Below are 23,684 nucleotides of genomic sequence, written 5' to 3' on the forward strand. Positions count from 1 at the left end.
TGCGAAAATAGCGGGATGTTTACCGGAATCATCACCGGCGTCGGGCGCATCGTCGCCGTGCACGACCTGGGTAGCTCTTCTTCGTACGGCAAGCGTCTGACCCTGCAGACGCCCGCCGGGTATCTGGACGACGTGGGCTTGGGCGACAGCATTGCGCTCAATGGCGCATGCATGACTGCCACCACGCTCGACACGGGCCAGAACCAATTCACCATCGACATCTCGGCCGAGTCACTGGCCAAAACCACCGGGCTGGACCAGCCAGGCCCCGTCAACCTGGAAAAAGCCCTGCGGGCCCATGACCGCCTGGGCGGGCATATTGTGTCCGGCCACGTGGATGGAATTGGCAGCGTTAGGCAATTCACCCAGGTGGGTGAAAGCTGGTTGCTGCAGATACTGGCGCCGCGCAGCCTGGCCAAATACTTGGCCTACAAGGGCTCCATCACGGTCAATGGCGTCAGTCTGACGGTGAACCAGATCAATGACACGGCCGACGGCTGCGAGATGGATATAAACCTGATACCGCACACCGTGGACAACACGGCTCTGGGCCAGTTGAAAGCAGGTTCTCACGTGAATCTGGAAATAGATTTGATCGCGCGTTACGTGGAGCGCATGCTCCAGGCTGACCCACAGCAACCTTTGAAAGCCCAGCTATGACAGCACCCGTGCCGGTCGCTATTTCCCCAGTGGAAGACATCGTCGCCGACATCCGTGCCGGCCGCATGGTGATATTGGTCGACGAAGAAGACCGCGAAAACGAAGGCGACATTATTATTGCAGCCGACCACGTGACGGCGGACGCCATCAACTTCATGGCCCGTCATGCACGCGGACTGATCTGCCTGACCCTGTCGCGTGAGATCTGCGAACGCCTGCAACTGCCCCCCATGGTGGCCCACAACGGTACCAAGCAAGGCACAGCGTTCACCGTGTCGATTGAAGCCGCCGAAGGCGTCAGTACCGGCATCTCTGCTGCCGACCGTGCCCGCACCGTTCAAGCTGCCGTAGCCCGCAATGCCACAGCAAAAGACCTGGTACAGCCCGGCCATATATTCCCCTTGCAAGCGGTAGACGGCGGCGTGTTGATGCGCGCCGGCCATACCGAAGCGGGCTGCGACCTATCCGTAATGGCGGGCTGCAGCCCGGCATCGGTGATCTGCGAAGTGATGAACGACGACGGCACCATGGCGCGCCTGCCCGATCTGCAAATCTTTGCCGCCGTACACGGTCTGAAGATTGGCACGATTGCCGACCTGATCGAATACCGCAGCCGCAATGAATCGCTGATTGAAAAAATTGGCAGCCGCACGATCGAGACGGCTTTTGGCAGCTTTACCGCCCATGCGTTTCGCGACAAACCCAGCCAGGGCGTGCACCTGGCTTTGGTCAAAGGCACATGGACAGCCGACACCACCGTCCCGGTACGGGTCCACGAGCCGTTGTCCGTACTGGATGCGCTGGAAACCAACCGCAGCCTGCACTCCTGGAGCCTGGACGCCAGCCTGCGCCATATCGAAGCCGAGGGCCAGGGCGTAGCCGTCTTGCTCAACTGCGGCGAGAGTGCGACCGAGCTGCTGGCACAGTTTGAAGGCACGGCCCGCCCGGCCCAGGCACCCGAGCGTGGCCGGATGGACCTGCGCACCTACGGCGTGGGCGCACAAATACTACTGGCCTGCGGAGTGCACAAGATGGAACTGATGGGCGCACCCCGTCGCATGCCCAGCATGGCGGGCTATGGCCTGGAAACCACCGGCTACCTCTCGCCCAAAAATAACAACAAGGAATCAACATGCTGAACGCCGACCAAGGAGCACTGAGCTCCGACGATACCCGCTTGGATGGCAGCAAGCTGCGTATTGCCATCGTGCAGGCACGCTTCAATGAAAGCATTACCAACGCACTAACTGAAGCCTGCAAGAGCGAGCTGCAGACATTGGGTGTACAGCCTGACAACATCGACCACGTCCAGGTTCCGGGCGCACTGGAAGTTGCACTGGCACTGCAGGCCTTGGCAGAAACCGAGCAATACGACGCCCTGGTCGCTCTGGGCTGCATCATCCGTGGTGAAACCTACCACTTCGAACTGGTGGCCAACGAATCCGGCAGCGCCGTCACCCGCATTGGGCTGGACTACCAAATCCCGATTGCCAACGCAATCATCACGACCGAGAACCTGGCGCAAGCCGTGGCCCGCCAGACCGACAAAGGCCGCGATGCCGCCCGCGTCGCCGTGGAAATGGCCAAACTGTTGGAACAATTGGCATGAACATCCCTGAAACCCCGTCCACCCCCAAGCGCCCCCGCCAGTCCCGTAGCGGCCTGACCGATACCGGCGTGCGCAAAGCGGCCGCCAAATCTGACCGCAGCCGGGCCCGCGAGTTTGCCTTGCAAGCGCTGTACCAGCACCTAGTTGGTGGCAACGCTCCCGAAGCCATCGACAGCTTTACCCGCGACCTGGCCGGCTTTCACAAGGCCGACTCGGTGCATTACGACGCACTGCTGCATGGCTGCATAGCGCAATCCGCTGAGCTGGACGCGCTGATCGTGCCCTTGCTGGACCGCAAGCTGGAAGAAATCTCGCCGGTCGAACGCTCCGTGATGTGGATTGGCGTGTACGAGATGCGTAATTGCCTGGACGTGCCGTGGCGCGTGGTGCTAAACGAGTGCATCGAGCTGGCCAAGGAGTTTGGCGGCACCGACGGACACAAGTACGTGAATGGCATTTTGAACAGCCTAGCGCCGCAGCTGCGGGCCACCGAAGTGCAGGCCGACAAGGCTGGCAAAGTTGGCAAAACCAATACCGACTAAGGCGCCCGGCATGCGGATTTCCCGGCGGGCGCAGGCCATAGAGCCGTTTTATGTCATGGAGGTGGCCAAAGCTGCCTCTGAGTTGGCCCAAAAAGTTGCCCACACCGACCGGCCCATGGTGTTCCTGAATATCGGCGAGCCCGATTTCACCGCACCGCCGCTAGTGCAGGAAGCGGCGGCCCAGGCCGTGCGCAGCGGCACAACCCAGTACACCCAGGCCACCGGCCTGCAAGCCCTGCGCGAACGCATCAGTGTCTGGTACGCCAGCCGCTTTGGTGTACAGATACCGGCCAGCCGCATCGTGGTCACGGCGGGTGCCTCGGCCGCCTTGCAATTGGCCTGCCTGGCGCTGATAGACGCAGGCGACGAAATCCTGATGCCGGACCCCAGCTACCCCTGCAACCGGCATTTCGTGTCTGCGGCAGACGGCAAGGCCGTGCTGCTGCCCACTACCGCTGTCGACCGCTACCAATTGAGCGCCGACCAGGTGGCCGCCGTCTGGACCGACAAGACCCGCGGCGTGCTGCTGGCCTCGCCCTCCAACCCCACGGGTACGTCTATAGACCCTGAGGAATTGCGCCGCATCCACAACGTGGTCCAAGAACGCGGGGGTATCACCCTGGTGGATGAAATCTATCTGGGTCTCAGCCATGACGCACGTTTTGGCCAGACTGCGCTGGCGCTGGACGACCAGGTCATCAGCATCAACAGCTTCAGCAAATACTTCAACATGACCGGCTGGCGTCTGGGCTGGCTGGTGATACCTGAAGCGCTGGTGCCGGTGGTGGAGCGCATTGCACAAAACCTGTTCATCTGCCCCAGCACCGTGGCCCAGCATGCAGCACTGGCCTGCTTTGAAGAAGCCAGCATTGCCGAGTTTGAACGCCGCCGTGCTGAATTCAAGGCACGGCGCGACTACTTTATTCCAGCACTCAACGAGCTCGGATTCTTAGTACCCGAAATGCCCGATGGTGCTTTTTATGCCTGGGCAGACTGCTCTCAAATTTGTAGCATGCTAGGCATCAAGAACAGCTGGGACCTGGCATTTGAAATCATGCACCGCGCCCATGTGGCAGTGACACCCGGGCGTGATTTCGGCAGTGCCGACACGCACCGCTTTCTGCGCTTCTCCACCGCCAGCTCCATGGACAAGCTGCACACTGCCATTGCGCGGCTGCGCGAAATGTTGAATTAACGATGGAGAAGAACATCTTTACCTTTCCTATACGTGTCTATTGGGAAGACACAGACGCAGGTGGCATAGTCTTCTTTGCCAACTACCTGAAGTTCTTTGAACGCGCACGCACCGAGTGGTTGCGCGCTCTGGGCCTGGAGCAGCGCAACCTGAGGGAGACCCACGGTGGCATGTTTGTGGTGGCCGAAACCACCGTCAAATACCTGCGCTCGGCCCGGCTGGACGACCAACTTTTGGTAACAGCCCGTGTGGAACAAATTGGCCGATCCACTATCACATTGCAGCAAGAAGCCATTTGTGACGGCGTGGTGCTGTGTGAGGGCAGCATCCGCATCTGCTGGGTGGAGGCTGACACGCTTAAATCCGGCCGCATCCCGGCCCATCTTTTAGAAGTTCTGCAATGACACAAGACTTGTCCATCTGGACCATGGTTCTCAACGCCAGCATCGTGGTGCAGCTGGTCATGCTGCTGCTGGTCAGCATATCGATCGCCAGCTGGGCAGCCATCTTCCGCAAGCTGTTTGCCCTGGGCAAGGTCAAGGCACTGAACGAGTCCTTCGAACGCGATTTCTGGTCTGGCACCAGCCTGAATGATCTGTACACCGGCGCGGCCAAGAAGGCACAGGATGGAGGCCCCATGGAGCGCATATTCGCCAGCGGCATGCGCGAGTACCACAAGCTGCGCGAGCGCCGCATTGCCGATGCAGGGACCCTGATGGACGGCGCACGCCGCGCCATGCGCGCCAGCTTCCAACGTGAGATGGACGTGATCGAGTCCAGCCTGTCGTTTCTGGCATCCGTCGGTTCGGTGTCGCCCTATGTAGGCCTGTTCGGCACAGTATGGGGCATCATGCATGCCTTCACCGGCTTGGCCAGCATGCAGCAGGTCACCTTGGCCACGGTGGCGCCCGGCATCGCCGAAGCCCTGGTGGCCACCGCCATTGGCCTGTTCTCGGCCATACCGGCAGTGGTGGCCTACAACCGCTTTGCACGCGACATCGATCGCACCGCCAACAGCCTGGAGACCTTTATTGAAGAGTTCTCCAACATCTTGCAGCGCAATGTAGCGGCGCAAACGCCCGCACCCCGCTAAAGGAGCCGCGCACATGCCTTCCATGGTTTCCCGCGGCCGCGGACGGCGCACCATCAATGAGATCAATATGGTGCCCTTCATTGACGTGATGCTGGTGCTGCTGATAATTTTCATGGTCACTGCCCCCATGGTGACGCCCAGCTTGATCAACCTGCCAAGCATTGGCAAAGCCAATAAGCAACCTGACCGGGTGATCCAGATCGTCATCAACAAGGACGAATCTCTGGAGCTGAAGCAGGCCAGCGGCAACAGCAGCCACCTTACCAGTCGCGATGTGGCCAGCGCCGTCAAAACTGCACAGGATGGCGAGGCGAACACGCCCGTGGTCATCAGTGCCGACCGCAACGTCAAGTACGAGTCGGTCGTGAAAATCATGGACACCCTGCAGAAGGCTGGCATCCAGCGCGTCGGCCTGTCCGTCCAATTGGGCAAATAAGCCCCATGCACGCAGCACAGGACAGCATCAGCTTCGCGCCGCCCGAACCGCCGGGCATGCTGCGGGCGGTTGGCCTGGCACTGCTGGCACATGCCCTGCTGCTGCTGGCACTGGTTTGGAATGTGCACTGGAAGCAGACCGAAGTGGCCTCGGTGGAAGCCGAGCTCTGGTCCAGCAGCGTGCAGCAGGCCGCGCCCAAAGCGGTCGAGGAAGCCCCCGCCCCCCCACCGCCGCCGACGCCCGCACCAGAACCTACGCCCCCTCCTCCTGTGGCCAAGGTAGTGCCGCCACCCGCGCCGGATCTGCACGAAGCCGAGATTGCGCTGGAACGCGCCAAGAAAAAGCGCGAAGCTGAAAAACAAGCCCAGGCAGAGCAAGACCGGCAGGAAAAAGCCTTGCGCGAAAAAGCCAAGCTCGAAAAAGAAAAGCAAGATGCACTGAAGGCCCAGAAAGAGCAAAAGGCCCAAGAGGCTGCGGACAAGAAACGCGCCGAAGAAAAGCAGGCCGAAGACAAGCGCATCAAAGATAAAAAAGCCGCCCAGGAAAAACAAGCCAAGGAAGCCCAGGAAGCACAGAAGGAAGAGGCCCAAAAGGCCAAGGCGCAGGCGGATGCCAAAGCTGCTGCAGCACAACGCGCAGAAAACCTGAAGCGCATCGCTGGTATGGCAGGGGCCACCGGCGCGGCCAATGCCACCGGCTCGGCACTGCGGTCCACCGCACCATCCGCCGGCTATGGTGGCAAGGTGGCGGCCAAGGTTAAAGCAAATATCGTCTTTCCCGACGGAGTGGACAACAACCCTGTAGCGGAAGTAGAAGTGCGCTCCTCGTCCGACGGCAGCATCCTCAGCCGCCGTCTGACCAAGTCCAGTGGCAACAAGAACTGGGACGACGCCGTGCTCAAGGCCATCGACAAGACAGAAACCATGCCCCGCGACACCGACGGAACCGTTCCGTCAACCATGATCCTCACCTTACGCCCCAAAGACTGATCTGCAAGGACCTAGATGGACTACGTTTTCACGCCCCCTGCCATTGTGTCTGTGCCGGTTGTCGGCCAAACCGCCCGCTTCCCTGTACACCGCGTTTACTGCGTGGGCCGCAACTATGCAGAGCACGCCAAGGAAATGGGCTTCACAGGCCGCGAGCCCCCATTCTTTTTCATCAAACCCGCCAGCGCCGTACTGGCAGTCGAAGCCGGTCACACCGGCACCATGCACTATCCCAGCCTCACCAGCAACCTGCACCATGAAATCGAGCTGGTGGTAGCGATCGGCAAGGGTGGCAAGAACATTGCCGCAGCCGATGCGCACCAGCATATCTACGGCTACGCGGTCGGTCTGGATATGACCCGCCGTGACCTGCAGAACGAAATGAAGAAGCAGGGCCGCCCCTGGTGCATAGGCAAGGCCTTTGAACAATCGGCACCTATTGGCCCCATCACCCCCTTGGCCCAGGCGGGTGACATAGAGCATGCTGAGATCTATCTGCAGGTGAACGGGCAGGACCGCCAACGCAGCAACTTGACCCAACTCATCTGGAACCTGGCGGAAACCATCGAATCCCTTTCTACCGCGTGGGAGCTGCGGCCCGGTGACCTGATCTACTCCGGCACGCCCGAAGGTGTGGCGGCCGTCGTGGCCGGCGACACCTTGGTAGGCGGCGTAGGCGGCCTCACACCTTTGTCGTTGCGCATTGTGTAAAAGCTAGCCACTACACTGGCGACATGATTTACCGCAGCCCCATCAAACACTGCAAAAACTGCGGCACTGCGGTGGTCTACCGCATCCCTGACGACGGCGACACCAAAGAACGCGCGGTCTGCCCCGCCTGCCAGACCATCCACTATGAAAACCCGCTGAACGTAGTCGGCACCGTTCCCCACTGGGGTGACAAGGTGCTGCTGTGCAAACGCAACATAGAACCGCGTTTTGGCAAATGGACGCTGCCCGCAGGCTTTATGGAGCTCGGTGAAAGCACATCAGACGGAGCCGCCCGCGAAACCCAGGAAGAAGCTGGCGCCCAATTCGAGATGGAAGAGCTGTTCACCGTGATGAGCGTCATCCACGTGGGGCAAGTACATATGTACTACCGGGCACGCCTGTTGAGCGAGGTATTCAACCCGGGCTTCGAAACCCAGGAGGCCCGGTTATTTACCGAGTCTGAGATTCCCTGGGACGAAATCGCCTTTCGCACCGTAGCCCACACGTTGAAGCACTATTTCGCGGACCGACGCACGGGACAGTTTGGCCTGCACCACGCCAGCCTGGACTAAGCTTTGAATTCCCAGTTGCGCTTGGCACCCAACACCGCGTCTGGGTAAGGCGCCCGGCCACGCGAGCCGTTGTAGCGGCCCAGACCCATGAACAGGTCGCCGCCTTCACGGTCCAGGTAGTGGCGCAGGATCACGCAGCCAAAGCGCAAATTGGTCTGCATGTGGAATAGCTTGTCGGCATCACCGTCGCCCAGTACGCGGGTCCAGAACGGCATCACCTGGGTATAGCCACGGGCGCCCACGCTGCTGATGGCAAATTTACGGAAGTTGCTTTCCACCTGGATCAGGCCCAGGACCAGGGCTGTGTCCAGCCCGGCACGCTTGCTCTCGTACCAGACGGTTTCCAGGAACTCCTTGCGCACCTGCCACTCGGGCTTTTTAGCCCGCAACTTGTCGCTCATCGCGGCAAGCCAGCGCAAGTAGGCCAGGCGCGATTCGGTGTTGGAAAACTCGGGTACCGGCGGTGCCGCGTTGTGGACCGCCGAGCTCAAGGCCGTGCGCACGGAGTCAGCCAGAGGCTCCTCGACCTGCCCCCCTGCATGCGAAAGCTCCACTTTTGATAGCAGCCCCAGCATAGCAGCTGTACGCAAGACCGCATTTCTTCTAGTGAAACCTGGTATCTCCACAGTATCAAGCTCCTGTTGCAAGTCCCAGCTTTGTTTGCATGAAAGTGAATATGTCCGCAGCAGCCACCTTGGTCGCAGCGGCATCACGGCGGTGCTGGTATTCCACCTGTCCGTCTTTCAGCGCCTTGTCACCCACGGTAACGCGGTGCGGCACACCAATCAACTCCCAATCGGCAAACATGGCGCCAGGGCGTTCACCCCGGTCGTCCAGGATCACGTCCACACCCGCTGCCAGCAGCTCGCCATACAGCTTGTCTGCAGCCGCCTTGACGTCGGGGCTGCGGTCAGGGCTGATCGGGCACACCACCACGGTGAAAGGTGCCAAAGCATCCGGCCAGATGATGCCGCGTGTATCGTGATTTTGCTCAATCGCCGCGGCCGGCAAACGCGTAATACCGATGCCGTAGCAGCCCATTTCCATGAATTGCGGCTTGCCGTTCACGTCCAGAAAGGTCGCATTCATGGCCTGGCTGTACTTGGTACCCAGGTAGAACACGTGCCCGATCTCAATACCACGCTCAATGGCCAGCACACCCTTACCGTCGGGCGACAGATCGCCTTCGACGATGTTGCGCAGATCGGCGATCACGTCCGGCTCCGGCAAGTCACGGCCCCAGTTCACACCGGTGTAGTGAAAGTCGGCCTCGTTGGCGCCGCACACCCAGTCCGACATGACCGCCACCTCGCGATCCACCACCAGCTTGACGGGCAGCTTCACACCCACAGGCCCCAGATAACCCGGCAGGCTGGCGAAATGCGCGTCGATTTCCTCGATGGTCGCAAAGCGGAAACCTGCGTCCAGGCCAGGCACCTTGCCGACCTTGATTTCATTCATGGAGTGGTCGCCACGCAATAACAGCAGCCAGACCTGGGTCTTTACGATGTCCCCTTTTTCGTTGGTTACTTCGGTAGCCAACACCAGGGACTTGACCGAGTTTTGCAAAGGCAGGTTCAAATACTCAGCCACATCCGCGCAGGTGCTCTTGCCGGGCGTGGCCGTCTTGACCATGGCTTGGCTCGCAACCTTACGCTCGACCTGGGGTGGCAAGGCCTCGGCCTTTTCCATATTGGCCGCGTAATCACTGCTCGGACAGTACACGATGGCGTCTTCGCCGGTTGCAGCAATCACCTGGAACTCTTCGCTCAGGTCGCCGCCGATGGCGCCGCTGTCTGCCGCCACCGCACGGTAGGTCAGGCCAAAGCGGTCGAAAATCTTGCGGTAGGCCTGGGCCATGACCTGGTAGCTGGCCTTAGCGCCCGCCTGGTCGCGGTCAAAGCTGTACGCGTCCTTCATGGTGAATTCACGACCACGCATGAGGCCGAAGCGTGGACGACGCTCATCACGGAACTTGGTCTGGATCTGGTACAGGTTCTTCGGCAACTGCTTGTAGCTGCGGAACTCCTGGCGAGCGATGTCAGTAACCACTTCCTCGCTGGTAGGCTGCACCACGTAGTCGCGATCATGGCGGTCCTTGATGCGGAGCAATTCGGGGCCCATCTTGTCGAAGCGACCGGTCTCCTGCCAAAGTTCAGCAGGCTGCACTACCGGCATCGCGACTTCGATGGCGCCGGCACGGTTCATTTCCTCACGTACGATGGCCTCTACCTTGCGGATGACGCGCAGACCCATGGGCATATAGCTGTAGATGCCAGCGCCCAACTTTTTGATCATGCCCGCCCGCGTCATGAGCTGGTGGCTGACCACCTCGGCATCGGATGGCGCTTCTTTGAGCGTGGAAATCAGGAACTGGGAGGCTTTCATGGGGTGAATTCGGTTCTGAGGTTCGGGAAACGGGCTGACTCGCTTGATACACAGGCCACGCTGTGCATAATGGACTCAGTTTAAAAATTGGGGTTTGATTATGCTTGACCGCGAAGGCTTTAGGCCTAACGTCGGCATCATCTTGCTCAACCAGAGAAATCAGGTATTTTGGGGCAAACGCATTCGTACCCATTCCTGGCAGTTTCCGCAAGGTGGCATTGACCGTGGTGAAACGCCCGAGCAAGCCATGTTCCGGGAGCTGCACGAGGAAGTAGGCTTACATCCTGAGCATGTACGCGTTGTGGCCCGCACCCGTGACTGGTTGCGCTACGAGGTGCCAGACCGCTTCATCCGCAGGGATGCACGCGGTCATTACAAAGGCCAGAAACAAATCTGGTATCTGCTGCAGTTGGTTGGTCACGACTGGGATTTGAACCTGCGCGCTACCACCCATCCCGAGTTCGATGCCTGGCGTTGGAACGACTATTGGGTGCCCCTGGACGTAGTGGTCGAGTTCAAACGTGGCGTTTACGAAATGGCGCTGACCGAACTGGCGCGTTTTCTACCCCGGCAGCAAGACCATCGCAACCGCTACCTGCGCAGCAGCATGCGTGGCCGCGAAGGTGAACAGGTCGAAGCGCCTTGTGAGATGCCCTCCAGGCCGCTGCACTTTGAACTGCCGCCGGGCGCCACCTTCGAGCCTGATCCGCACCACAGTTACCCTGCGGGTAACCACCTCATCTAAGCAATAGACGAATCTGGGCTGCCCTAGCGGGCCAGCACCAGGTTGTCACGGTGCACCATTTCAGGTTCAGCCACATAGCCCAGCAAGCTCTCGAATTCGCTGGATGGTTTGCGGCAAATCAGCCTGGCTTCGGTGCTGGCATAGTTGGCTAAACCGCGAGCGATGGCGGTGCCGTCCGGGCCGCGGATGGCAATCACGTCGCCACGAGAGAAATCACCATCCACCTGGGTCATGCCGATAGGCAGCAGGCTCTTGCCTTCATCCCGGACCTTCGCTGCCGCGCCCAGATCTACCGTCACCGCACCGCGCAGCTGCAGATGGTCGGCCATCCACTGCTTGCGCGCCTGGGTTTTTTGGGTTTGCGCCACCAGCAAAGTGCCAATCGCTTCGCCGCGCGACAAGCGCACCAGGGCATCAGGCTCTCGCCCCCAGGCAATCACCGTGGAAGCACCAGAGCCAGCGGCGCGCTTGGCTGCCAGTATCTTGGTGATCATGCCGCCACGGCCAATGCTGGAGCCCGCGCCACCCGCCATCGCTTCCAAAACAGGATCGCCCGCCTGGGCTTCGTGGACAAAGCGCGCCGCAGGATCTTTGCGTGGATCGGCGGTATACAGACCCTTTTGGTCCGTCAGTATGACCAGGGCATCCGCTTCCACCAGGTTCGCCACCAAGGCGCCCAAGGTATCGTTGTCACCGAACTTGATCTCGTCGTTGACCACCGTGTCGTTTTCATTGATCACCGGCACCACCCCATGCTGTAGCAGGGTAAGCAGCGTGGATCGGGCGTTCAAGTAGCGCTCACGGTCAGCTAGATCGGCGTGGGTCAACAGCACCTGGGCACTACCCAAGCCGTTTTCACGCAGCTTGGTTTCATACATCTGGGCCAAGCCCATCTGACCCACAGCCGCCGCAGCCTGCAAAGCATGCACCTCGCGGGGCCGGGTAGTCCAACCCAGACGCTTCATACCCTCGGCAATGGCGCCACTGGACACCATGATGACTTCACGCGGACGCAGCTGCGCTTGGCCATCTGATTGCGGGTCCAAACCCTTCACCAAGGCCGCCAGCTGCCGGCACCATTCGCCTATGGCCTGTTCATCCAGTCCCCGGCCCTCGTTGGTGACCAGACTGGAACCCACTTTGACGACGATGCGCCGCGCATCCCGCAATACCGTTGAAGCAAAGTTTGATGTCATTTATGCCTGTAGCGCAGATATTCTCTGCGGCAATAGCTATTATTTATATAGCAACCATCTGGTAGCTATTCGCCAGCAGCATCCGCGGGATTGACGGTAAATCGAGGATCCACCTCTACATGCACCTGCTCAGCCAATTGCTGGGCTTTCACATGCTGGTAAATCGCCTTGACCAAGGGCTCGCAACCCTCGCGCGTCAAACCGGAAATTTCAAACACCGGACCTTTGAATTTAAAGCGTTTAACGAAATCCTTGACCAAGGCTGCACGCTTGTCGTTGTCCACCATGTCCAGCTTGTTGAGAACTAACCAGCGCGGCTTTTTATACAAATCTTCGTCGTATTTCTTCAACTCGCCCACGATAGCCTTGGCCTGCGCCACGGGATCAACGGAATCATCAAATGGCGCCATATCCACAACATGCAGCAACAAGCGGGTGCGCTGCAAATGGCGCAAGAACAGATGCCCCAGACCCGCACCGTCGGAAGCGCCTTCGATCAGGCCAGGCAAATCTGCCACCACAAAACTTTGCTCCGGCCCCACACGCACCACACCCAGATTGGGGTGCAAGGTCGTAAAGGGATAGTCCGCAATACGCGGACGGGCATTGGAGATCGCCGTAATAAAGGTGGACTTGCCTGCGTTAGGCATACCCAACAGGCCGACGTCGGCCAGCACCCGCAACTCCAGCTTCAGGCTGCGCTTTTCGCCTGGCCAGCCAGGTGTTTTTTGGCGTGGTGCACGGTTGACAGCACTTTTGAAGCGCATATTGCCAAAACCACCATCGCCGCCCTTGGCGATGGTGATGACCTCACCGGGCACCAGCAACTCAAACAGCTTTTCACCCGTTTCGGCATCGGAAATGATGGTTCCGACCGGCATCTTGAGCGTGATGTCATCACCGGCGGCCCCGAACATGTCGGAGCCCATGCCGTGCTCGCCCCGCTTGGCGTCGTAGCGCCGGGAAAAACGGAAGTCGACCAAGGTATTCAAATTAACGTCTGCCACTGCAAACACATGGCCACCACGGCCGCCATCGCCGCCATTGGGGCCGCCGAATTCCTTGTACTTCTCGTGACGAAACGACACGCAACCCGCCCCACCATCGCCTGCGGAAATGTCAATAAATGCTTCGTCAACGAACTTCATACCGACTCCAGTTCACAAAATAGAATCCCCAAAACACCGAAGCCCCGACCAGGCGGGGCTTCGGAGGGATCAAAGCGATCTATGCAACCAGGGCTTTAGGCCGCTGGCGTAATGACCACTTGGTGCTTGTTCATCGAACCCTTGACAGCGAAAGACACGTGGCCGTCCACCAGGGCAAACAAGGTGTGGTCCTTGCCCACGCCGACATTGGTGCCGGGGTGGAATTTGGTACCACGTTGGCGAACAATGATGGAGCCTGCGCTCACCAGTTCACCACCGAACGCCTTGACACCAAGCATTTTTGGCTTGGAATCGCGCCCATTTCGCGTAGAGCCGCCGCCTTTTTTCTGTGCCATGACCTATGCCCCTTATGCCGCAATAGCGCCGATTTGCAGTTCGGTGAACTGCTGACGGTGCCCTTGACGTTTCATGTAGTGTTTACGACGGCGCATTTTGAAAATGCCGACCTTGTCGTGCTTACCATGCGCCACAACCGTGACTGTGACCGTTGCACCGGACACCAAGGGCGTGCCAACCTTGATCTCGCTGCCGTTACCGACTGCCAGAACCTGGTCGAACACGATCTCTTGGCCTACGTCCGCAGCAATCTGTTCTACTTTAATTTTTTCGCCGGAAGCAACACGATATTGTTTGCCGCCGGTTTTTATGACCGCGTACATGCTTGACCTCTTCACTTAATCTGCAGACCAATTTCCACAGAGCCCTAGATTCTAGCATTCTTTGCCGATAAGCTGCGCAGGCCCTGCTATCTATCTCATAACGGGTTTGCGACCTTCATATAATTGACCAACTCCCGGTTTCATATTTTGTCCGTCAACTCATCCCGCACAGCCGACACCCTCGCACTCATTGCCGATGACATGCGTGAGGTAGATCTCGTCATAGCGCAACGACTTGCCTCCGGCGTGCCATTAGTAGGCACGGTGTCGCAGTACATCATCTCGGCTGGCGGCAAGCGATTGCGACCGGCCATACTGCTACTGGTCTGCGGCGCACTGGGTTACCGTGATGCACAGCGCTTCAATATGGCGGCCGTGGTCGAGTTCATCCACACCGCCACCCTGCTGCACGACGACGTAGTCGACGAATCCACGCTGCGCCGCGGGCGCCCCACCGCCAACGAAGCCTTTGGCAACCCGGCCAGTGTGCTGGTAGGTGACTTCCTGTACTCCCGCGCATTCCAGATGATGGTGGATGCGAAGGACATGCGCATCATGCAAACCCTGGCAGATGCCACCAACGTGATCGCCGAAGGCGAAGTCATGCAGCTGGTGAACATGCACGACGCCTCACTCGATGTGACGGCGTACTTAAAGGTGATCCGTTCCAAGACCGCCAAGCTGTTTGAGGCCAGCGCGCGCCTGGCAGCCTTGCTGTCCAACAGCAGCCCCGAAGTGGAGCAAGCTTGCGCAGATTACGGCCAAGCGCTAGGCACTGCATTCCAGGTCATCGACGACGTACTCGACTACGACGGCGATGCCACCGAAATGGGAAAGAACCTGGGCGACGACCTCCGCGAAGGCAAGGCCACACTGCCGCTGATTGCCGCCATGCAACGCGGAACTCCTGCCCAGTGTGCACTGATACGCCAAGCCATTGAGACCGGCGAAACTGAGCGCCTGGAAGAGATCATCGCCATCGTCAAAAGTACGGGCGCACTGGACGTCACCCGCCAGGCTGCGGCAGCCGAGGCACAGCGCGCAATAGAGGCAACAAAGCACTTCCAGCCCAATGCCTACACCGATGGTTTGCTACAATTAGCGGCTCAATTATTGGAGCGCCGCTCTTAACCCACGCAGTGGGATATGTAGTTCTGGCATCGCTTCTGCGGGGTGTAGCTTAGTCAGGTAAAGCGCTACGTTCGGGACGTAGAGACCGGAGGTTCGAATCCTCTCACCCCGACCATCAAAACGGGATGCACCAAAAGGTCGCAACCCTTTGTTTCTCATAGGTTTCCCAGGGAAAATGCCTCTGTGAAGACCCATACAAAGACCCATGCTGTGGATACGGACTGTGTAGACGAAGACTCTATGCACCGCGCCCCGTACGTCCATCGCCGCCCTGGAACAGGTAACTACCAGTTCGCCCTTCCCGCCCCTCCAGACCTTGCGCACCACTTCTCGAACCAGTGGGCCATCCGCAAATCGTTGGGAACTTCGGAGCTTCGGGACGCCAATAAAAAAGCCGTCCTGCTAACAGCAGAATGGGCACTGAAGTTTGAGCAATTGCGCCGCTCCGACAACCCGAGCCAGCACGGCGGGACTGCCGCATACGTGGCGACACTACCCACGGTTGCCCTTACCCCGGAGCTGATTGCAGAGGTCGCCGCATTCCACCAATCGAGAGCCCTGGAGGGTGACGAGGCCGCCCGCATGGCTGGACTCGGGGAAACTGGTTTCGACATCCAGTCCCTCGAACTGGAAATTGAGGCCGCACGGTTAAAGCAGGCGTATGCCCGGGGAGATAGCACCCCAGTGGACAACATGCTTCCGCAGTGGCTGGCCGCAATGGGGTTCAAGGCCGCCGAAGATGACCCACTGCTGCCCTTGCTGGCCCGCGAGATGGTCAAGACCCGCCTGAGGACCATACAGGCCCGCCTAGGCCGCCAAGCAGGTGACTTGATAGACACCCCGCCAGAGCCCACAGCACCCGCCCTGAGAGCTCTGCAGGTGCCCACAGATGGTGCTGAGGCGGCAAAGCTGGCCCCCAGGGACAAGCCTGCGGATGCGCTCTACCTGCGGGATGTACTGGAGATATGGTCTACAAAGTCAAAGCCCCCGAGCCTGAAAACGATACAGACCGCCGAGCGCGTGGTGAGCCAGTTCGAGAAGGTTTGCGGGAACCCGCCGCTGCCGAAAATCACCCGTAACGATGGCATCAACTTCAGGGACTGGCTACTGTCGCAGGAGAAGCTATCCCCGAAAACAGCAGCTGACAGGCTGGGCTATGTGGCACGCCTGCTGCAGTATGAGATGGACGAACGCAGGCGCATCAGCACCAACCCACTGGCACGGATAAAGGTCGAGGGGTCTGAGGATGCCGTTATCGAGCGCAAGCCCGTCAAACCAAAGCCCCTGCAAGACCTATTCACCCTGCCCTTGTTTCAGCAGTACAAGCTGCACCACTACAAGGCAGCTGGCCGGGACGCATCCTACTGGATACCAATTCTCGGGCTATACACGGGCGCCCGCATCACGGAGCTGGCGCAGCTACTGGTGGAGGACATACACACCAGCGAAGACGGGGTCCTATGGTGCATAAGCATCATGGCGGACGAGGAATGGCAGTCCGTCAAGAACAAGTCCAGCAAGCGCAGCATTCCCTTGCACCCCGAGCTGGTACGGCTGGGGCTTCATGAGTACGCAAAGATGATGCGCGAGGCGGGCCACAAGCGCTTGTTCCCTTTGACCACGGTATCGGAGCTAAACAATGCCGGAGGACCGTTTGGAACTTGGTTCTCGAAGCTCAAAATTAGCATTGGCTGGGGCCGGGAAAACACGTTCCACTCGTTCCGACACAACGTGGAAACGGTACTAGGCGACAAGAAGAAGTACCAGCGGGACATTGATGCTTACATGGGGCACCGTCCCAAGGGCAGCACGGGCGCAAAGGTGTATGCGCACCCCGAGCCCCACACCCTGGTGGAAGTCACCGAGGCAATCCAGTACGAGGGACTGACGCTGCCGAAGGTGTTTCCGCCTGAAGGCTGGGCACCGCCGCCGCTGATAAACGGGCTACTGCGAACCACCCAGCGCATCAAGAGCGCAGCAACCGGGCCTTGAGTTGTCCCTGGTGTCGCTTATCAGAGACCCAGGATAGACTCCACGAACGACACCCGATAGAGACCGCATGGCAGCAACTAGCAACATCACTGAGACATCGATTGGCTCCGTATCAGACCTAATCGAGGAGGTTGCGGCACAGTACACAGGCAACGATGATGTACTCTTTCGGGGGCAAAGCGACGAATCCTGGACATTAACTCCACGCCTCGGGAGGCTGAACCTTCGAGGTAAGTTCAAGGGCTCATTGCTAGAAGTTGAGAAACGATTGCTTGACGACTTTGCGCGCTTCGCCGTCCCGCACTTGGGCAACAGAACGATGCACAGCACCTGGGATTTGCTCGCACTTGGGCAGCACCACGGACTCCCCACAAGGCTACTGGATTGGTCTTCAAATCCTCTTGTTGCCCTCTGGTTTGCCGTAGAGCGCCCCCCTAAGGATGGTAGAAATGCCGTTGTTTGGGCGCTAAAGACCCTTGAGCCAGACTTTGCAGACCTACAGACAAACCCGCTAGATGTTCCGAGAACCTTGCTTTTTCGGCCCCGCCATCACGATACGCGTATCGTGGCCCAAGCTGGCTGGTTCTCGGTACACAAGCCCGCCCCCTCAACAAAAAAATTCAGCAACTTCGAAAACCTCAAAGCGCAAAAGCAGAGGCTGCGCAAGTTGATCATTGCTCCAATCTGCTTCCCTGCAATTCGGGAGGACCTGGCCCGATGCGGCATCACACGCGCAGCGCTATTTCCCGGTCTAGCTGGTCTCTGCGAGCACTTGACATGGAAGTACGAAAAGCTGTCCGACGAAGATGAATACGACGCAATCGGGGGCCTTTAACACGCGTGTATGCACAGCTACACCCCAAAGGTTCACTTAACCCCATGCCGGAACTCCCAAGGGGGCACAGGCAGGCTATCCGCCCAGAGCCCTCTCTTGGCCTCCCTGGCCTGCTCCTCGGCCTCCGCATAGGCAGCCCTATCGGCTAGTGATTGGTCGCGCTGGTAGGCCTTGTAATGCCACGCAAGGCCCCGCCTGATCTGCTCTAGGTTGGCGTCCACACCGTCCACCAGGACCTTACCCAGTTCCCGCCCATAGCGTAACCGCTCTGCATGGAGCCCTAGCAGTTATGCTGTGGATGAATGTGTTCAAACAATCCAAGAGTGAATAACAATATATTCATATTGATTGCCAAGCAAATTGCCATTATTGCGGAGTACGAAAAATGCCCGGTCAAATACGACTTTACGATTATCGATGTTTTGCCCGAGAAGAGCCTGGAATATTAGCATTCAAAGATGGATTCACCTCATTGATTGGCCCAAACAACTCCGGAAAATCCACGCTAATTAAATCCATATATGAGATTCGGGCTGCACTGCGAAATATAAATGGTTTTCGATCAAATCCAATGAACATACTAAACCCAATGACATGGGATATTCCTTCTCCGCTACATGAACACTCGGAAATAATTACGGAACGAGAAAATCCGGGCTGCGTGGTTGAAATTGAACCAGAATTAATGGATGATCAAAAGGCAAACTCGATAACAAAAATTATATTGGAATTTAGCAATACCTCCCCCATTTTTAAATGCAGGGTATTTTGCCAAAATAATCGAGAGCTAAATATTCCAAACTCAATTAATGCAATTAGTGAATTCACCGAAGGTCGCATAAAAATTTCTAATGGCGAGGTATTCGATGCGATACCGGCATTCTCCTTTGTCGATGAGCTTGTCCGGGCTTTATATTTTGGCCCATATCGCAATGCCATTAATGAAGGTGGCGGTGGACATTTTGACACTCAGATTGGAACGGGATTTATTAATCAATGGCACAACTGGAAAACCGGACCCACCAAGGCTCAGAATCGCGCGATTGAACGAATAACCGAGGACATTCGCCGATTAATTGGCGCAAAGACTTTGGAAATTAATGCATCCATCGAGCTTAAAACTTTGCAAGTAGTTGTAGATAAGCGTCCGCACAAATTGCAGGAGCTGGGAGCCGGATTTTCTCAGTTGGTGCTGGTGCTTGGTAACGCCCTAATTAGAAAGCCGACCTATATATTGATTGATGAGCCTGAATTGCATTTGCATCCAGCATTGCAAAGTGACTTTTTAACTACCCTTGCGACTTATGCAAGCCGAGGAGTTATCTACACGACCCACTCAATGGGTTTGGCTCGTCTAGCTGACTTTTCCTATTCCGTTCAGCGCAAAGGTGATCGATCAGTTGTACGTCCTTTTGATCGAACACCTCACTATGCAGAGTTTCTGGGCTCCTTGGGTATTGCTGGTTTGCAGGATATTGGGTGGGATTGCATTTTGTTAGTGGAAGGGGTTAAGGATGTGCGCACAATGCAGCAATTTCTGCGCATATATGAAAAAGACAGAAAAACAATAGTTCTACCATTAGGTGGCGACTCAATGGTTAATGGAAAAATCGCGGTGGAGTTGGCGGAAGTAAAAAGACTTTGCGATAAGGTTTATGCCCTAGTCGACAGCGAGCGAAAATCAGCGGAGAGTCAGCCAATTAAAGCCCGTCAAGATTTTTTGTCAATTTGTAATAGTCTCGAAATTGAGTGCTGCGTCACTGCACGAAGAGCTATTGAAAACTATATCAGCCAAGGTGCGATAAATGCTATTTGGGGGGAGGGAAAATTCGCAGCCCTTGCGCCGTATGACGAGCCGGCAAAAGATGGTTCGTTTTGGGGTAAAGGAGAAAGCTGGAAGGCCGCAGCACGGATGAGCAAAGAAGAGTTGGATGCAACTGATATAGGGAAGTTGCTCATGCAACTGTAGAAATTCAGATGCCCAGACCTACCTTATTCAGCCATAGCGGCGCACTAAAGACACATCGCTAGGGTCATTGATACGCGCCCGCATGGAGGCCGCATGTTGCTTCTGCAGTGCCTTGCCCACATCTACCAGGACGAACCAGCGGGTCCCCGTGTGGTCTCTGTAGGTGCGGATAGGTGCCCCGCTTGGGGTCGATAGGCCCTGAACGCGGCTTTCAAGTGCAGACCAGTTTTCTTTCATATCCGCGAAGCATTCACACACGTCCTGCGAATGGAGCGCAGGGTCAGGCCACATGGGAGCCGGGGCCATGTTAGCCACAGTAGTATTTAAGGGCACTTGGATATCAACGGCTCAAGCCCGCAGAGATTGCACCGAGTATGCCCACCACCATCGGAGGAAAAAGCATATACGACATAGCCAATATCCTCTCCGCCCCTTTCAGCATGATGTAAAACCATAGTAGAAATATTGGATACATTGCCCATATTGAAAAGGTTTCATTTTGATGGACGACATAGGGAACTGAGGGGTTCAACATTAAGTACAGCATCATCCCGTAGGCAAAAAGAAAAAAGAGCATGTCGTGCAGTTTCTGGGAATTGCTTTGCTTTCTAAAAAGAATAGCTCTGACCATTCCAGAAAAGAACATAGTCAATAAAAATGCACTATCCAGAAAATCGGTAGGCAACGGATGCCCCAATAGCTTTGCAAACTGCAACCCCAGTGGATTGGATATATAGGTTCGATAAAATGTTAGTGCATCAAGAATGAAACCCTTCCACTTGAAGACAGCCTCTGATAGCGACGCTATAGAACTCACCGCCAGAAACAGAGAAATCACAAGGAAGCCTTTTACCCGCCATGGGGATTGATTCCATGTGTCCGTCACTTCTTGGATGTCCGCTTTAAGTCCCATGATTCTCTGTTTACCTCTGAGTTTTTAGAAAAAATTCCTGGGCAGTTAGCTGCAGTTAACCGGACAATCCCGGCTCTCTCGCCGCTGCCCTCGGTTTACTTTACAGTGCCTCCAAGGGGCACCAGCTGGGGCCTTGAATGGCCTTGAGGTCACCAAACAAAAAACAGGTACGCAGACGCCCGCAGACCATTGGACAGAAAGGCCCTGCGCGGCCCCTTGGGGGCTCTTATGGCGGCGTGCAGGGGCTTGCCGTGCCATAATCCTGATACTGTGTTTTTATACATATATCGCCTACGCTCCCAAGGGCTCCGCATGAGCGCCGCCGATGTGCTGGCCTGTGCGCCTGTTTATGGCCGGTTGGTCCTGCGGCCCGACACCCTAAGCCACCAGAGCAACCGGGCGCACTATGCGGAGTGCTACGACCCGGACGCCAAGGAGCTACTACCCCAGTTGGTGGATGCGCGTGTGGTGAAAATCAATGTTGGCATGCACATCACCGGCCTGGAGTACATCGCCAGGGGTGGGTCCAAGAGCCGCGTGACTCGCTACCCGCAATCGTGGATATGCGCGACGACTGCCGAAGAACTCCGAAGGCTTGCGCAGCTGGTCCGCACCCCGCCAGATATGACAGGCTTTGACCATGAGGACGACGATTACCCGCCTGTGGAGGTCGTCCTAAACACCCGCACCATGTCCATGGCGGCCCCGTTAGGGAATCAATCCCAGGGCGGGGAGTCACCCCAAGGGCAGGTCGTGTCTGAGTAGTCCGCTGTGCTGCCCTCCTCCCAAGGAGGGACACCCAAGGAGCCCACCGCAGCCACCGCAGGGGGCGCTACCGGGGCAACTGCTGGACTACCCACAGGCACAGCCTCTGCGGCCTCCTGGGCCTTCTGAGCCGCCCGCGCTGCCTTGAGTCTGGCCCGCTTGGCCTTGTCGCGGTCTGCCTGGACCTGCACCCGAAGGGCCGCCTTCTCTGCCTTTAGGACCTCATCGGCCACACGCTTGGCCTCCCGGCGCTGCTCGCGTACGACCTCCGCACGTGCCCGCACAAGGGCCGCCTGATACAGCTTTTCCCCTGTAGCCGCTTGGAGGTCCTTAGCCTGTTGAAGGCATGCGCAGCACTTGCCATCCCGTGGCCTGCGCAAGGTGCCATGCCCTGAGATTGGACAGCGACGGCGGGAGTCGTAGGAGGTAAGGCCTGCGGCAATGGCTGCGGTGCGGCCTGTTGGTGGTGTGTGGAGAAATAGGCTCATGGAAGGGGAAGTGTTGAAGTGGTGACAGGTGGCAATGCACCTTGAGGGCGACCTGTATATAGCTGTGGTGCTCCTGATATGTCAGGGACCGCACAGGGCAACTTACAGGGCACCGGAAGCAGGATGACCATGGACAGACCACAATCAGGAATCAGCGGAAGGTCTACCCCGAAGGGGCACCATAGGGCACCTGTGTGCACAGGCAGCTATGGGCTTAGGGACAGGCTCCGCCCCAATGCAGATGAAGGACATACACAACAGGACAATTGCCAGAACAGCTGTAACAGGAGGTCGTAGCGCAATGTCTGCTTTTGTTATGTCTTGTTATGTAGTCTTCTCTTATCTTCTCTTGTTGAACATAAATCAACAGGCGTTGCGGGGTGGTTGAACGGAAATCAACAGCCGTTGAACTGCCGTTGCACAGCAAGCTTTAGAAGTCTTCTTGGTCCGCTGGCAGGCTGCTGGACACTTCGGGCACGGGCTGGGGTTCCGTTAGGGAAGCCTCGGGCAACTTCGCTCTGCCCCTTCGGACCTCTGCGCTGGCCTTACCGGCTGCGGACCTCTGTGCGCGCTGAGCACTAACAGCGGCCACCGCATGGCGGTAGTGGTCATCAAGTTCAGGGATACACCATCCACCTTTGGTAGCCTCAAAACCAAAGTGCGGAGACAACAACAGTTCCACCTCGGCGTCCTCAAGTGAGTCTTGCGGGGCAATGCTGACCATATTTCTGCGCTGCAAAGTGACCGCCACACCAGTTAGCGGCCTGCATTCGCTTAACCAATAAAGGTTGCGCAGACGGACCCGCAAGGCCACTTGGCGGGCATTCGCTCCATCCAAAACAGCCATCTCAGCGGCTGGCGTTGTGGGGAACCAGCCGACCACGGCGGAGGCCTTACGGCTTACGGGAGATGAGGATTGCGGGGACATGGTTTCGTACTTCACTTTCTGCATTAGGTTGGTATTGGCGGACGATGTGGGAGACCACCTCGGAGAGACTCAGGCGGGAACCCTGCTTGGCCTCAATGGCCCGCTGCGTGTCCTTAATGCGGTCAAAGACCGACACAGGTAGGGCCAGATTGCGGAACACAACGCGCTCCGGGTAGTGGCCTTGGGGGCTGGTTGTGCGGTCCATCACAGTGCCCCGGCTTTTGCAGCTGCCCGGCGAGCGGCATCCAACTTGCGGACCGCCCATTCACCACGTCCAACCTTGTTGGCTGCGCGGGTTGCCTTGAGGGCTACGCCCAGCGCATGGCGCAGTGCAAAATCGGGTTCCGGCATCCCCGTCAATGGGTGGCCGTCGTGCTCCTTCATATATCGAACGGTCTTGGCCAATTCGTCTTGGTAGTCCAGCAGCATGGCAATGGTTTCGGGCGAAATCAGCGAATGGATATTCCGCATCTCCTGCGGTTCCGCTGCTGCATCCAACACCGCCCCGGTAGATGGCGTGGCGGTTGCAAACAGTGCTTTAGTGGTTTTCATTTTCAATATCTTTCTAGGTGGTTGGTAAGTGCCGCAAAGGCGCGGCGGACGGGTGCTACCCAGAACGTCTGGTTTAGCGAGGGTCGGGGTTTAGGCCGCGAAAAATCATGTAAGCCATTGGTGCATATGACTTAAATGGCAATTCCA

General features: G+C 57.7%; 27 protein-coding genes and 1 tRNA gene. 18 read left to right on the plus strand and 10 right to left on the minus strand.

Annotated features, from left to right (window positions below):
- Window positions 1-15: 15 nt before the first annotated feature.
- The 11 genes from AC07R0_RS17560 to AC07R0_RS17610 are packed head-to-tail and all read left to right on the plus strand — an operon-like array spanning window position 16 to window position 7,807.
- On the plus strand, window positions 16-660 hold the full coding sequence (locus tag AC07R0_RS17560) for a riboflavin synthase (protein WP_495105792.1): 645 nt from the start codon (window positions 16-18) through the stop codon (window positions 658-660).
- Entirely contained in the window at window positions 657-1,799 is a 1,143-nt protein-coding gene (ribBA, locus tag AC07R0_RS17565; RefSeq protein ID WP_495105793.1) for a bifunctional 3,4-dihydroxy-2-butanone-4-phosphate synthase/GTP cyclohydrolase II, read from the plus strand. Before AC07R0_RS17560 ends, ribBA begins: the two co-directional genes overlap by 4 nt.
- The gene (ribH, locus tag AC07R0_RS17570) at window positions 1,793-2,269 is read left to right on the plus strand and encodes a 6,7-dimethyl-8-ribityllumazine synthase (protein ID WP_495075007.1); all 477 of its coding nucleotides are present in this window, start codon (window positions 1,793-1,795) and stop codon (window positions 2,267-2,269) included. The genes ribBA and ribH overlap by 7 nt, the downstream gene beginning before the upstream one ends.
- A complete protein-coding gene (gene nusB, locus AC07R0_RS17575) occupies window positions 2,266-2,811 on the plus strand; it encodes a transcription antitermination factor NusB (RefSeq protein ID WP_495105794.1) in 546 nt (181 codons plus the stop codon). The genes ribH and nusB overlap by 4 nt, the downstream gene beginning before the upstream one ends.
- A 10-nt stretch (window positions 2,812-2,821) precedes the next feature.
- Window positions 2,822-4,006, plus strand: coding sequence for a pyridoxal phosphate-dependent aminotransferase (locus AC07R0_RS17580; RefSeq protein ID WP_495105795.1), 1,185 nt, complete (start codon window positions 2,822-2,824; stop codon window positions 4,004-4,006).
- 2 nt (window positions 4,007-4,008) lie between these two features.
- A complete protein-coding gene (gene ybgC, locus AC07R0_RS17585) occupies window positions 4,009-4,410 on the plus strand; it encodes a tol-pal system-associated acyl-CoA thioesterase (protein ID WP_495075010.1) in 402 nt (133 codons plus the stop codon).
- On the plus strand, window positions 4,407-5,099 hold the full coding sequence (tolQ, locus tag AC07R0_RS17590) for a protein TolQ (RefSeq protein ID WP_495075011.1): 693 nt from the start codon (window positions 4,407-4,409) through the stop codon (window positions 5,097-5,099). Before ybgC ends, tolQ begins: the two co-directional genes overlap by 4 nt.
- 13 nt (window positions 5,100-5,112) lie before the next feature.
- On the plus strand, window positions 5,113-5,535 hold the full coding sequence (tolR, locus tag AC07R0_RS17595) for a protein TolR (RefSeq protein ID WP_495075012.1): 423 nt from the start codon (window positions 5,113-5,115) through the stop codon (window positions 5,533-5,535).
- Window positions 5,536-5,540: 5 nt separating this feature from the next.
- The gene (gene tolA / locus AC07R0_RS17600; RefSeq protein WP_495105796.1) at window positions 5,541-6,524 is read left to right on the plus strand and encodes a cell envelope integrity protein TolA; all 984 of its coding nucleotides are present in this window, start codon (window positions 5,541-5,543) and stop codon (window positions 6,522-6,524) included.
- A 15-nt stretch (window positions 6,525-6,539) separates the two neighbouring features.
- Complete coding sequence (locus AC07R0_RS17605) at window positions 6,540-7,235, plus strand: fumarylacetoacetate hydrolase family protein (RefSeq protein ID WP_495105797.1); 696 nt, start codon at window positions 6,540-6,542, stop codon at window positions 7,233-7,235.
- A gap of 23 nt (window positions 7,236-7,258) precedes the next feature.
- Complete coding sequence (locus AC07R0_RS17610) at window positions 7,259-7,807, plus strand: NUDIX hydrolase (protein WP_495095827.1); 549 nt, start codon at window positions 7,259-7,261, stop codon at window positions 7,805-7,807.
- On the opposite strand, the gene AC07R0_RS17615 is transcribed toward AC07R0_RS17610, so the two are convergent.
- Together AC07R0_RS17615 and AC07R0_RS17620 are read right to left on the minus strand one after the other, a co-directional pair.
- The gene (locus tag AC07R0_RS17615; RefSeq protein ID WP_495075093.1) at window positions 7,804-8,382 is read right to left on the minus strand and encodes a lytic transglycosylase domain-containing protein; all 579 of its coding nucleotides are present in this window, start codon (window positions 8,380-8,382) and stop codon (window positions 7,804-7,806) included. The two genes, AC07R0_RS17610 and AC07R0_RS17615, sit on opposite strands and share 4 nt — an antisense overlap.
- A gap of 55 nt (window positions 8,383-8,437) precedes the next feature.
- Window positions 8,438-10,195, minus strand: a complete 1,758-nt coding sequence (locus tag AC07R0_RS17620; RefSeq protein WP_495105798.1) for a proline--tRNA ligase — start codon at window positions 10,193-10,195, stop codon at window positions 8,438-8,440.
- Window positions 10,196-10,295: 100 nt separating this feature from the next.
- Here AC07R0_RS17620 and AC07R0_RS17625 point away from each other — a divergent pair, with 100 nt between their 5' ends.
- Window positions 10,296-10,940, plus strand: a complete 645-nt coding sequence (locus AC07R0_RS17625; protein WP_495075017.1) for an RNA pyrophosphohydrolase — start codon at window positions 10,296-10,298, stop codon at window positions 10,938-10,940.
- 23 nt (window positions 10,941-10,963) lie between these two features.
- Here AC07R0_RS17625 and proB read toward each other — a convergent pair whose 3' ends face one another.
- The 4 genes from proB to rplU form a co-directional block, all read right to left on the minus strand.
- On the minus strand, window positions 10,964-12,136 hold the full coding sequence (proB, locus tag AC07R0_RS17630; protein WP_495105799.1) for a glutamate 5-kinase: 1,173 nt from the start codon (window positions 12,134-12,136) through the stop codon (window positions 10,964-10,966).
- 65 nt (window positions 12,137-12,201) lie between these two features.
- Entirely contained in the window at window positions 12,202-13,284 is a 1,083-nt protein-coding gene (gene cgtA / locus AC07R0_RS17635; protein WP_495075019.1) for an Obg family GTPase CgtA, read from the minus strand.
- Window positions 13,285-13,379: 95 nt separating this feature from the next.
- A complete protein-coding gene (rpmA, locus tag AC07R0_RS17640; protein ID WP_490592743.1) occupies window positions 13,380-13,640 on the minus strand; it encodes a 50S ribosomal protein L27 in 261 nt (86 codons plus the stop codon).
- Window positions 13,641-13,652: 12 nt separating this feature from the next.
- Window positions 13,653-13,964: a 50S ribosomal protein L21 gene (gene rplU, locus AC07R0_RS17645; protein ID WP_092756606.1), complete on the minus strand. Its 312-nt coding sequence runs from the start codon at window positions 13,962-13,964 to the stop codon at window positions 13,653-13,655.
- Window positions 13,965-14,165: 201 nt separating this feature from the next.
- Between rplU and AC07R0_RS17650 the strand changes: the two genes are divergently transcribed.
- The 4 genes from AC07R0_RS17650 (at window position 14,166) to AC07R0_RS17665 (ending at window position 17,922) form a co-directional block, all read left to right on the plus strand.
- On the plus strand, window positions 14,166-15,095 hold the full coding sequence (locus tag AC07R0_RS17650) for a polyprenyl synthetase family protein (RefSeq protein WP_495105951.1): 930 nt from the start codon (window positions 14,166-14,168) through the stop codon (window positions 15,093-15,095).
- 38 nt (window positions 15,096-15,133) lie between these two features.
- Window positions 15,134-15,210: transfer RNA gene (locus tag AC07R0_RS17655), tRNA-Pro, on the plus strand.
- Window positions 15,211-15,335: 125 nt separating this feature from the next.
- Complete coding sequence (locus AC07R0_RS17660; RefSeq protein WP_495105800.1) at window positions 15,336-17,087, plus strand: DUF6538 domain-containing protein; 1,752 nt, start codon at window positions 15,336-15,338, stop codon at window positions 17,085-17,087.
- A gap of 67 nt (window positions 17,088-17,154) precedes the next feature.
- A complete protein-coding gene (locus AC07R0_RS17665; RefSeq protein WP_495105801.1) occupies window positions 17,155-17,922 on the plus strand; it encodes an FRG domain-containing protein in 768 nt (255 codons plus the stop codon).
- Window positions 17,923-17,954: 32 nt separating this feature from the next.
- Here AC07R0_RS17665 and AC07R0_RS17670 read toward each other — a convergent pair whose 3' ends face one another.
- Complete coding sequence (locus tag AC07R0_RS17670; RefSeq protein WP_495105952.1) at window positions 17,955-18,209, minus strand: thermonuclease family protein; 255 nt, start codon at window positions 18,207-18,209, stop codon at window positions 17,955-17,957.
- Between the two features lie 302 nt (window positions 18,210-18,511).
- Between AC07R0_RS17670 and AC07R0_RS17675 the strand changes: the two genes are divergently transcribed.
- Window positions 18,512-19,891 carry an AAA family ATPase gene (locus AC07R0_RS17675; protein ID WP_495105802.1) on the plus strand — a complete coding sequence of 460 codons (1,380 nt, stop codon included), beginning with the start codon at window positions 18,512-18,514 and terminating at the stop codon, window positions 19,889-19,891.
- 340 nt (window positions 19,892-20,231) lie between these two features.
- Here the strand turns inward: AC07R0_RS17675 and AC07R0_RS17680 are convergent, their stop codons facing one another.
- Window positions 20,232-20,804: a hypothetical protein gene (locus tag AC07R0_RS17680; RefSeq protein WP_495105803.1), complete on the minus strand. Its 573-nt coding sequence runs from the start codon at window positions 20,802-20,804 to the stop codon at window positions 20,232-20,234.
- A 312-nt stretch (window positions 20,805-21,116) separates the two neighbouring features.
- Here AC07R0_RS17680 and AC07R0_RS17685 point away from each other — a divergent pair, with 312 nt between their 5' ends.
- Window positions 21,117-21,569: a hypothetical protein gene (locus tag AC07R0_RS17685; protein WP_495105804.1), complete on the plus strand. Its 453-nt coding sequence runs from the start codon at window positions 21,117-21,119 to the stop codon at window positions 21,567-21,569.
- A gap of 1,381 nt (window positions 21,570-22,950) precedes the next feature.
- Here the strand turns inward: AC07R0_RS17685 and AC07R0_RS17690 are convergent.
- Both AC07R0_RS17690 and AC07R0_RS17695 read right to left on the minus strand, forming a co-directional pair.
- Window positions 22,951-23,190: a hypothetical protein gene (locus AC07R0_RS17690; protein WP_495105805.1), complete on the minus strand. Its 240-nt coding sequence runs from the start codon at window positions 23,188-23,190 to the stop codon at window positions 22,951-22,953.
- Window positions 23,190-23,537: a hypothetical protein gene (locus AC07R0_RS17695; RefSeq protein WP_495105806.1), complete on the minus strand. Its 348-nt coding sequence runs from the start codon at window positions 23,535-23,537 to the stop codon at window positions 23,190-23,192. Before AC07R0_RS17695 ends, AC07R0_RS17690 begins: the two co-directional genes overlap by 1 nt.
- Window positions 23,538-23,684 lie beyond the last annotated feature (147 nt).

Source organism: Rhodoferax sp. GW821-FHT07F03 (assembly GCF_059418745.1).